This window comes from Salinimicrobium sp. WS361 (assembly GCF_050750585.1).
In the GTDB taxonomy this organism is placed as follows: Bacteria; Bacteroidota; Bacteroidia; order Flavobacteriales; family Flavobacteriaceae; genus Salinimicrobium.
This window is the reverse complement of record NZ_JBOJLM010000011.1, coordinates 89595-99957: the sequence shown is the minus strand read 5'-3', so window position 1 is coordinate 99957 and position 10363 is coordinate 89595. Positions and strand designations below refer to the sequence as shown.

At 37.5% G+C, this 10363-nt stretch carries 11 protein-coding genes; 1 reads left to right on the top strand and 10 read right to left on the bottom strand.

What is annotated here, in order from left to right; translation table 11 throughout:
* Positions 1 to 85: 85 nt before the first annotated feature.
* Positions 86 to 736: an N-acetylmuramoyl-L-alanine amidase family protein gene (locus ACQ93I_RS12235; RefSeq protein ID WP_235942522.1), complete on the top strand. Its 651-nt coding sequence runs from the start codon at positions 86 to 88 to the stop codon at positions 734 to 736.
* Between the two features lie 158 nt (positions 737 to 894).
* Here the strand turns inward: ACQ93I_RS12235 and ACQ93I_RS12230 are convergent, their stop codons facing one another.
* The 10 genes from ACQ93I_RS12230 to ACQ93I_RS12185 all read right to left on the bottom strand — a co-directional run bounded on the left by ACQ93I_RS12230 (position 895) and on the right by ACQ93I_RS12185 (position 10266).
* Positions 895 to 1557, bottom strand: coding sequence for an ATPase (locus ACQ93I_RS12230; protein WP_168025971.1), 663 nt, complete (start codon positions 1555 to 1557; stop codon positions 895 to 897).
* Positions 1541 to 2293: a hypothetical protein gene (locus tag ACQ93I_RS12225; RefSeq protein ID WP_431698770.1), complete on the bottom strand. Its 753-nt coding sequence runs from the start codon at positions 2291 to 2293 to the stop codon at positions 1541 to 1543. The genes ACQ93I_RS12230 and ACQ93I_RS12225 overlap by 17 nt, the downstream gene beginning before the upstream one ends.
* A gap of 3 nt (positions 2294 to 2296) precedes the next feature.
* Complete coding sequence (locus ACQ93I_RS12220; RefSeq protein WP_168025973.1) at positions 2297 to 2581, bottom strand: helix-turn-helix domain-containing protein; 285 nt, start codon at positions 2579 to 2581, stop codon at positions 2297 to 2299.
* A gap of 317 nt (positions 2582 to 2898) precedes the next feature.
* Entirely contained in the window at positions 2899 to 3735 is an 837-nt protein-coding gene (locus ACQ93I_RS12215; RefSeq protein ID WP_168025974.1) for an RteC domain-containing protein, read from the bottom strand.
* Between the two features lie 243 nt (positions 3736 to 3978).
* Positions 3979 to 4899, bottom strand: a complete 921-nt coding sequence (locus ACQ93I_RS12210; protein ID WP_431698769.1) for a helix-turn-helix domain-containing protein — start codon at positions 4897 to 4899, stop codon at positions 3979 to 3981.
* On the bottom strand, positions 4896 to 5384 hold the full coding sequence (locus ACQ93I_RS12205; protein ID WP_168025975.1) for an asparaginase domain-containing protein: 489 nt from the start codon (positions 5382 to 5384) through the stop codon (positions 4896 to 4898). The genes ACQ93I_RS12210 and ACQ93I_RS12205 overlap by 4 nt, the downstream gene beginning before the upstream one ends.
* 224 nt (positions 5385 to 5608) lie before the next feature.
* Positions 5609 to 6619, bottom strand: coding sequence for a sodium:calcium antiporter (locus tag ACQ93I_RS12200; RefSeq protein ID WP_168025976.1), 1011 nt, complete (start codon positions 6617 to 6619; stop codon positions 5609 to 5611).
* 629 nt (positions 6620 to 7248) lie between these two features.
* Positions 7249 to 8040, bottom strand: a complete 792-nt coding sequence (locus tag ACQ93I_RS12195) for a cation transporter (protein ID WP_209309364.1) — start codon at positions 8038 to 8040, stop codon at positions 7249 to 7251.
* Positions 8041 to 8418: 378 nt separating this feature from the next.
* Positions 8419 to 9735 carry an APC family permease gene (locus ACQ93I_RS12190; protein WP_168025977.1) on the bottom strand — a complete coding sequence of 439 codons (1317 nt, stop codon included), beginning with the start codon at positions 9733 to 9735 and terminating at the stop codon, positions 8419 to 8421.
* 354 nt (positions 9736 to 10089) lie between these two features.
* Positions 10090 to 10266, bottom strand: a complete 177-nt coding sequence (locus tag ACQ93I_RS12185) for a hypothetical protein (RefSeq protein ID WP_168025978.1) — start codon at positions 10264 to 10266, stop codon at positions 10090 to 10092.
* Between the last annotated feature and the right edge of the window lie 97 nt (positions 10267 to 10363).

Sequence of the window (10363 nt, the reverse complement as noted above, 5' to 3'; positions counted from 1 at the left end):
AATAGTTTAGTTTGATATTAAATGATGTCAAACTGAATTGAAATCACCAGGAGAACTGGTAACAACCTGAAAATTTTAAATGCTCATGAAGCTGAAAAACGTCATTTTTCTGGTTTTGCTCCTGAAAATGTGTTTCATTTTTGGGCAGGGAAAAGAACATCGAAAAAGAATTATTGTCGATGTTGGTCATGGAGGAAAAGACCCTGGTGCGATCGGAATAAACGGAATCCAGGAAAAAGATGTTGTCCTGGCCATAGCAAAAGAAATGATCAGGCTCAATAAAACAATATTTGGAGATGTGTACGACATTTATCTTACAAGATATGATGATAGTTTTTTCACCCTTTCAGAAAGGATCAACTTAGCAAAATCATTAAGGGGAGATATATGTATTTCCTTGCATTGCAATTCATTTTATAGCGATGCCAAGGGAATGGAAATTTTTACATTTAATTCTGAATCCATAAAAAATGACTATAACACCAGGACTTCAATCGCTCTTGGAAATGAAATTCTAAAAGAGTCTACTCTTAATTTAAACATTGAAAACAGGGGGATGAAATTTGCCAATTTTCAAGTACTCAGGGAAATGATTAAGTTTTGTCCTGCTATTCTAATTGAAGTAGGCTTTTTGAATAATCCGGTTGAGGCAGTGTATTTTTCCAGACCATCAGGTATTACAGCAATAGCATTGGCTATTTTATCAGGAATAAATAATCATTTAAAATCGAAATAATGAAAGAAGCATTTTTAGAAATTATTAAAAGTATTGGGGATGTTGTAAAAGCTTTCGTTTCAGAAACTTTAAAGCAACTTTCGGACTTAAAAAAATGAACCATGGCTTGATGATAAGTTGTTATTATCTCTTCAAATTTATATCATAGATGCCCATTTCTATTTCCGCTTATCCCCCACGGTTTCATCAAAAGCAACAAGATTGAATAATTCCCGCATACGGCTTCGGACTCTGTTTCCGTAACGTTCTTCCAGCTCCTCAGCGTTAAGGTTGGTCGTTGCGTGGGTTTTTATGTGTTGCTTTGTCTGTAGAAAAAATTCATATCGCGATAAAAGGACTTCGCCCATTACGTTACAGTCTTTGCCGTAATAGCGACCGGGTGGTTCAACACCCAGATCATCAAAACAAAAGAATTTGGTGTTCCCGTATTCTTCAATCGTTTTATAGCCCAAATGGTTGAAGCTGAAGGTCACATTCCGGCAGGGAATCATTTCGTAAGGCCGCTGCAAAGGAACCAGATGGTGTAATAACTTCATCAAACTTGTTTTGCCGCATCCGACCGGGCCGGACAGCAAAATACCTTTTTCAAGATCTATCCCAAATTTCTGGCAGTTATCTTTTTCCTTTATAAAATAAGAGCACAGCTTCAGTAAAATATCACGGTCGTCCTCATAGATCCGGAATTTTTGTCCGAATAGAAGTTTTCCTTTGGCATTTAGGTAGATGAGCATTTTTGGAAAATCGTAAACAACGGTTTTCCCATCAAACTTTCCCAGGGAATATTCCATACCACCTTCGATAATTTTAGAGGGGTTGTCCATAATCTTTTGCTTTAGTGGTTCTGAGGTTGTCCTGATTTTGGGACGCTCGCTTTTTGTTTTGTTTGTTTTCCTCTCCGAATAATTCTATTCGGTCCATCCAGTTTTTGGCCAGGGCACGCCAATCCCTTATCGCTTTTCCGTCACTGGTTTTCCAATCATCTGCCTGATAATGTTCATAGAATTTTTTTCCTTCATCAGCAGAAAAATCTTTTTCCTCAAAAAAAAATAAAACAGCCTGCCTGTCCTTTGGCTGTTTATTAATGTTTACTTGTTTAGTATTGTTTATATAAGATACCAATGCTTGTCCACTCACGGGACGGTGCGAGTCCACAGCTTGTCCATTGGTGGGACGGTGCTGGTACACCACTGGTTCATTTTTGGGATGGTAGCGTTCCGCAAGATGTTCTAATCTGGGATTGTACTGTCCCGTCTCCGATTCATCACTTGTCCCGATAATGGACATCTTGATCTTACTGCCTTTGTAAGGGTTATTCGACGGAAAATAGCAGAGGTATCTCCAGGTATCAAGATCCGTGACACACCTATGGTATGTGGATTTGGAGCCGATTTTGGCTACACGCATCAACTCTCTGCGGTTAACGAAAAATTCATCGGCAAACCGGCTACTGTTCCATTCCTGAAACAAAGCCATATACAGGCTGATGTGCGTTGGATTTAGGCGGTCATCAAAAAAAAAATTTTCAAAAGCCGCATTAAGAAGGTTTATATAATTCATCGCTTAGGAATTTAAACCATGCTGCACACGATTGGTATCCATCACGTTCTGGATTTCCTCTGCATCGTAATATATGATTCCGCCCACTTTTGTGTATGGGAGCGTACCATTTATTCGTAAATTTTGAAGGGTTCCCGGACTTACCTGGAGCAGGTCCATCACTTCGGAAGATTTAAGGTATTTTTTAATTCTTCCTGAAGTTTGTTTGGCAAGAAGGTCTTTAATCTCATCGAGCAATTCCATTTTGAATTCCCGAAGATCGTCTGTGGTAATTATACTTGTTGGCATAATAGAATTTTTTAGAAGAAAGGGACTACCAAAGGGTTAAACTTTTTAAATTGATAGCCCCTGACTGAATTTGACTTTCGTTCTACAAAATTGGGAGGGATTACTGGATTTTATTCCCCAGTACGACCGTAGTACGGTCAAAGTTTAACATTTTGAAATTTGATGAACTTTGGCTGTTTTTATCCTATAAATTTTAAACTTAAATCTTCAAATAACATTAAATTAAATGGAGGTTTGAAAAAAATATCGATTTCGGTAGGTCAACCGTAGTACGGTCTTTTTTTATCAATTCTGGAAGATCAAAAAATCCAAAAATTTTAGTCTTCACTCTTATCCATTTCGGAAAGTAGTGAGGTCGCTAATTGGTCAAGAAATAACGTCCTGCTATTTTTTCTGCCCTTGATGTCCTGATTGGTTTTGTAGATGTCCCTTGGTGTATAATCAAAGATTTCCTGAAGCTTTTGTGAAACCTTCATAATGCTAAGGCCATTTTGGTTTCGAAGTCCATTATACCATAGGGCATAAACCAATTCCACCCAATCCGAATTCGTAAATGGCCAATGTATTTTTTCGGTGGCATGGAGCTTTACCTCTTTTCCATTAAGATTATTTTCAACATTGGACATTCGTTCATCCAGATAAATAACCAATGTATTGTAGGCTTTGAATTTACCTAGGAGCATGTCCCTGGGCGTGCAAAAATCAGGGTCCTGAAAATAGAATTTTGAAGTGGTTATATGAAAGCTATCCAGGTAATCCCGGGTGTAATATTCTTTGTCGAAATGGGTGGCCCCGGAATTGACATACTGCCCGAAATCCATATTGTACAGAAAGAAACGATTTAGCTTACCAATTTTCTTTTTTATGAATTTAAGCTGGGAGTTTTTATCCGCTTTTGGAAACTGGATTTCAAAGGAATGGATTTCTGAGAAATAAATGAGTTGAACTAGGGGAGCCTGTTTTATAGTTTTAAAGAATTCAATTTCGGCTTCAATTGAGTCAAAGCCTTTAGCTATGACTTCTCTTTTGAGTGTAATGAGTAGGTTACGACAGACTTCAATAGAGCGATAGGATTGTTTAAGGATATTCTTACTGTGAAGTTTGATTTCCTTCAGATCTTCCAATAGCTTGTATGAGAGCAATTCTGTATCCATCTGTAACAATTTTACTGTAAAGCATCATACACTTTTTTATATAAATGGTTAGATAGTCCATTCGAGTCTATCGACTACGAATGATCAAAAAGGAAATTGGGAGGTACTTTCCTTACAGCTAAAGAACCTCCTTGAAGATAATCACAAATACCTTTACTGTCAGTAATTGATGCCGTATTTTATTACGGAAAAGCCCGTATTTTCCTACGGAATACGAGCTAGAAACCCAAAATAGTATTGAAGCTATTCATTCTTTGGCTTGAAGCGGGATATGAATTGACCTCTATTCTTGACCGCAGTTTTTTTAAAAATATTTGAGGCATGTTTAGAAACAGTGCTTTCTGCTATGAAAAAATCTTTGGCAATTTCTTTATAGGATAATCCTCGTAAAATGGATAATGCAATTTCAACTTCCCTTCTTGTCAGATCTCCATAAATTATTTTGTTTTTCAGGGCTTCATTTCCTTCTACTTTTTGAAAAGCAAAGACTTCGAAGGCTTCAGGCTTATTCTTCAGAAAACGAAGGTATCTATTTACTTCAATAACTGTTATTGCATAGAAAGCCAGGTTCATTACAGTGAATGTTAACCATTGATAATCACCTATAACTGTTAGTATGGGCAAAAGGGCTATGCAAGAGATACTTATGATGGCTAATCTGTTTTTTTTAGAAACAAATGAATTTGGATTGTCGATGTTTGAAATCCTTCTGTAAAATAAGCCGAGAAAAATAAATGCTATAATTGAAACCGGGATCGTGAAAAGAAGCCTTGCTGAATCTAAAGAATTTGTAAGGAAGTAGGGAATTAAGAATAACAGAATAAAACTACAACCTACCAGTATAGCAATATTGGGAATAGTGGAACCGAATTTTAAAAATTCAATATCATAGTCCTTATACAAATAATAAATTATGTATACACATAGTGCTATTGCTACGCCATAAGTAATGATGTATTGAACAATTATTGGATCAGGAAAACTTTCTGTTGGGAGGAATCCCCCGGTTAAGTTGTAAGCAATATACAGCAACCCTAGAATTATATACCTTCTTAGGCTCAGGCGTTTTAGCTTTGCATTTTGAATGACAGCAATAAGTACAATAATGGTGTCAATCAAAAGATAGAAAAAGGTCGTCCAATGGATTGAAGTGCCAAACATCATTGTTTTTCATCTTTAGGCTCGAATTTATTTGTCTTTAAATTTTTAGTCACATTGCTCCAATGAAAAATCCTGCCGTTCATAGCAACATATACATCAGGTTTTAAAAATTGCAAGGAGCATATCGCATAACCTAAATTAAAAGGTGCATCCGTGTTCTTTGATGAACCTAAGATAAATGAACCTACGAGAACAATTGTTTTATCAAGGTTAAGTTTTCCTATATGCGCCGCAGTATCTTCCATAGTGAAAGTGCCGTGGGTGATCAATATTTTAGAAGAACCGGTTGCTTTAATTCTCTCTGCTAAAAATTCCCGGTCTTCCTGAGTTATGAAACGACTGTCTTTTTTGAAGACTTCCTCCAAGGTAAAAGGAAATGAAACATTTGCTGATTCCAGAAAATTACTTAATGAAATTTTTCTGGCGCTTTGTTTTTGATTATAATCCAGGCCTTCGATGGTGCCTCCTGTGGTAAGTATATGTATCAAAATTGTAAGATTTGGGATTTTACGTACTAAAGATAAGATACTTACTCTTTACAGGGTGATCCTTTCCCTTTTTTTACCCGTACCCAATCGGCTTCAGTCAACTTTGCTATGGCAACTGTTTCGATTAAGTTCTTTTGTGGGTAACTTGTAATCTTTAGCATATCTCTGAAAAAACAAACGGTTAATAGAATGGTCTATAGGCTTAAATACTACTTTGCCCACTGCTAAAAATAGTTCAGCACCCAAAAGAGAACAACCGCCACGTAAACAAATAAAACAGCACCCAAGGTATAAACCTGCCAGCGTTTAAAGCCATGCTCTCCTTCACTACTTCCCCAGTGAATAAAAGCAGCATAAAGTATAGCTACAAGGCCCACAAAACTTAGGACGGTAATGAACAAAGGGAAATTTTCAACCGGTACCGTTACCAGGGCAAGGGGCAAAAATGCTACTGCTAAAGTAGCCGCATGATCGCCTATTACACTAGTGACGGCAGAGGTTATCTGCCCGCTTTTGGCTACACTCCAGGTGGCAAAGATTTCAGGAAGCGCAGCCATAGGCGCTGTTATAAATAAACCACCTACCACTTTAGAAATACCAAAGGCGGCAACTAAATTCTCCGTAGCTCGAACAGTAAAAAAGGCCCCCAGCCCCAGAGCAGCTACACCTGCCACTGCCAGCCAGATTTCTTTTTTTTTCCATTCTATTTTTTCCTTTTCTTTTCTTCCCCTTAAAAGGGCCTGGGTAAGAAAAATTACATACAAACCCAGCATGATCCAACCATCCACAGGCTGTAAACCCCGCCACTGCTTAGGAACGGTGAGTATCGCCACTACCGCCACAATTACCAAATAAGGGATAGCCTGTACGGTGACAGCGGTTGGGTCTACTTTTAGCAGCTGCTCTTTGATATGTTGTCCATGGTTTTTTTCAGCCTTCTTTTTCTTCAGATTCCTTGTAGCTATATAAGCCGTGATGACCATTAGAGGAATGGCAATAACATTGGAGCCCAGCATTGTCCCTAAACCTATATCGCCTACACCTGTAACAGCGCTGGCAATGTTAACTCCTATTTCAGGGCTTGCCGAAGCTATCCCTACGAGGGCTCCTCCGGCAGCCACAGAAAAGCCCCATTGCTTCCTTAGTTTTTTTAAAGGTGTTGCTAAATGTTCTGCGCCCCAATTTGCCAGCCATACGGCAGCAAGCAAAACCAATGCCCAGATCCATGTACTCATATCTGCTTTTAAAGATTTTTTTAAGTTCTCAAAATAAATTTCGTTTTTCTAGCTGATGAACATCCTTTCTTGCGAAATAGTTTCTCAGACTTATCTTAGCCTTAATTAAAACCGAATAGAGAATTATCCCAGTTTAAAAAAAGATAAAGGAACTTTCTCCTAAACTTCTGTTAGAACCTTTTTTATTTCTCTTCTTCCAAACCTTAAAAACAAATTCCAAGAAAAATTAGCCTTGTAAGTCTTTCAAAACAAACCAAAAAAATAAAAATGCTAATACAAATAAGCCTATAAGCATTAAAATTCCATTTATTCTGTCCTTTCTGGTAATTTTACTTTTCGGGGATTTTTTATTCTTTATCTTTTTTATTTTCCTTCTGGTTTTTGGATCTACAGTCATTTGGCTTTCTTTTTTCTTGAAACTGGCTTTTTTAAATGATTTTCTTCGGAAAACAGAGCAATTGCTTCAATTTTAATTCATAGTTTCTTCACAATATGCGTTCTTTGGAAAATACCTATTCTATCATGGGTTTTTATCTGTGAATATATCGGTATATTGTTTGGCAGATAATCTTACATGTTCAAAGAGTATTTTAAGTCTCTTCTTATAATCTCAAATACATCTTGCCCCGTCACTTGGATATTTTTAAAATTCTAAGGGCACCGCGCATTACAAAAGTGAACACGATTCCACCAATCACCAAATCGGGCCATTTACTATCGAGAAAATATACCAGCACACCGGCCAGGATTACCCCGCCATTTACAATAATATCGTTAGAAGTAAAAATCGCGCTCGCCTGCATATGCGCTTCCTTACTTTTGGCTTGGTTGATCAACCAAAGCGAAATAAGATTGCCCAGTAAGGCAAAAATGGAAACAATGATCATCCATTGAAACATTGGTATTTCACTTTCACTAAAGAATCTTCTTAAAATTTCCATAAATCCAAATGTCGCCAGTGCCATTTGGAAGTACCCGCTAAACTTTGCCACTTTCTTCTTTCTTGAAATAGCACCACCAACCGCGAACAGACTTAGTGCGTACACTATGGAGTCTGCCAGCATATCCAGGGAATCTGCAATAAGACCCATAGAAGACGAAATCCACCCCGTGGTCATTTCGATAATGAAAAAACCAAAATTGATTCCCAGGACCCACCAAAGAATATTTTTTTGTTTAGATTGGTCTTCCCATACGGGAGGCTCGGCTTCTTCGGTTCCCTGAAGTGTATCCCCAAGCTTTAAACTGGCTATTGATGTTTGTATATCCTCAATGCCATCCAAATGATACACTTGCAATTTTCTATTGGGTATATCAAAATCGAGGTATTTTACTTGAGGGTAAGCCTCTAATTTCATCCGGATCATTTGCTCTTCAGAAGGACAATCCATTTTCTGAATGGTAAAATTTGATCTTTTCATTTAAATTCTATTTAGTACCACAAAATTATTTTCAAAAACTCACTCCTAAAGATACTACTGTCTCTACCGAAATGGAAACAACATTGATATTCTGTACTTTTCTCGCTGTTTTTCAAATAATCTTTTTGTTTTTGATCTTTCATTCTTTATTAATCAAGGGTCATTTTGTTACCTTCTTGTGTTCTTGTTTTCATTTTGCTAAATCATAAAACCGTTCTGCAGCTCCTTTTATAGCTTCACCCGTATACCTTTTCTGAAAAATTTCCGTTTTTTATTAGTTGACTGGTAATTTCGAGTGCCTTCTTCTTTATTTTTGGATTCCAAATTCAGTTTGAAAATCTCCCAATGTCCACACCATAGTAATTCGCTTTAGAAGTTTTAATGGCCGAACAGCTCCTTCTCTTCCTCCGGTTTTAATTCTTTTTTGGGTTTCCTGTCCAAAAAATAATGTAGTACAACACCCACTACTATAGCCCCCCCAAAAGCAGCATATACCTGCCATTGATACTGGATTGTCAGACTTGCACTTATTAAAATGGCCAAAATGGGCAAAACAGGCAATTTACCAAGGGATAATGGTACTTTAAACGGTCTTTCCTGCTCGGGGGCCTTATACCTCAAAACTATAAGTGCAATATTGACTGCTATAAAGACTAGTAAAGCTCCTAAAGAAGACATTCCTGCCACTGTTTTTATGTCTCCAAGGAGGAGGAAAGCGCCAACTGCCACAAGAACAATCAATGTTGCCGCCCAGGGCACTTTTTGCTTGTTGGTTTTTTCTATAAATGTCGGAAGTTCGCCGGTTTTTGCCATCCCAAACAATAACCTGCTTATAGAGATAATTCCACTAAAGGCAGCATTGGCAGTTGCAAACAGTGCAGCAACCGCCAATACAACAGGGAGCCAGGAATTCAAATTCGATGCAGCAACTGAAAGGGGGGAGTCCTCATTGGCCAATTTAGAGGGATTGCTGATGTTCAAAACCGTAAAAGAAATAAACAAATAAATAATTGTAGTAATGAGCATTGTCAATAAAAAAGCCCTGGGGATTGTCTTTCCGGGATTTTTTACTTCCGAGCCCAAAGCCGCCATATGCTCAAAACCGGTATAAATAAAAAAGAGTGTGGCGGTTGCTGCCAGGGTATTTTCAAAGGATTCAATTTGAAAAAACTCTTTTTCCGGTGCACCTGTGCTTGTTAGTCCTACTACTATTAGAATCAACAGCCCGAGTAATTGAATACTCACCATAAAAATATTGGCGGTAGAGGATTTCTTTATTCCTGTGATGCTGATTAAAGCAAGTAAAATTAAAGCCCCGTAGCTAATCAACAATGAAGGAAATTGAAAGAACACATTAAGATATCCCGAAAAAGCCAGTAATACTGCTGCAATGGTAGCAGAACTATGAAAAGCAATGGTCCAGCCGGTAAGAAACGAGGGGATGTGGATCTTAGGAAAAGCCTTTTTTAAAAAGATGAATTCGGCACCTGCATTGGGAAAAGTTGAGGATAGTTCCGCATAAGATACCGCAGAGAAACTTGCGGCAACTGCGGCCAAAATAAAACTGAGCCAAAGGTCATAACCCGCCTGCCCGGCTGCGGCACCAATAACAGTATAAATTCCTGCGCCTACAATCGTGCCCACACCATAAAAGGTGAGCCTTAAAGTTCCTAATGATTTTTTTAGTTCAGCCATACTTTAACTTTTTAAATTCATTTAAATGCTAATTCTTTTAAATAATCAGGAAATCAAAATCTGTCGAGGTAAAAAAACTTCAGTAAAATATTATCTGTTTTACGCTTTTTACCCACTCAAGGATTGTTTAAATGTCACTGATATGTTTAAGGTTAATTTAAATCCTCCAATAGCATTTTACTTAAAATGTCAAAACTAAACACCAACGGCATTTTTGATGTTACTTTTGCTAGTAAAGAAAATTGCCTGGAAAAACAAATGTTTTTATGCCCGTTTCTTTTATCGCAAAGGCTTCCTCTCCTTAAGAACAAGGCTTCTTCCAATATTTTGAACATTCGTCAACGTTTTCTCGTTTTATAGATTCCTTTTCTCTAATTCAGCTTTTGCAATTCCCATTTCCAATGCTTCCTCTTTAGTGCAATTTCTGTCTTGGTAGAAAGAGACAGCATAGTTTAAGACTGCTTCCCGCACTTCTTCATCAAGAACACTAAGCCGCTGGTGAAATTCCTCAAATTGTTCTGCTCCTTTCATTGTTTTATTTTTTTGCTATCAAAAGTTACTGAAAGCTTCACTCCTATAAATTAGAAAAAAATAATCGTGGAGCACTTTTCCGCATTATAATTAATTA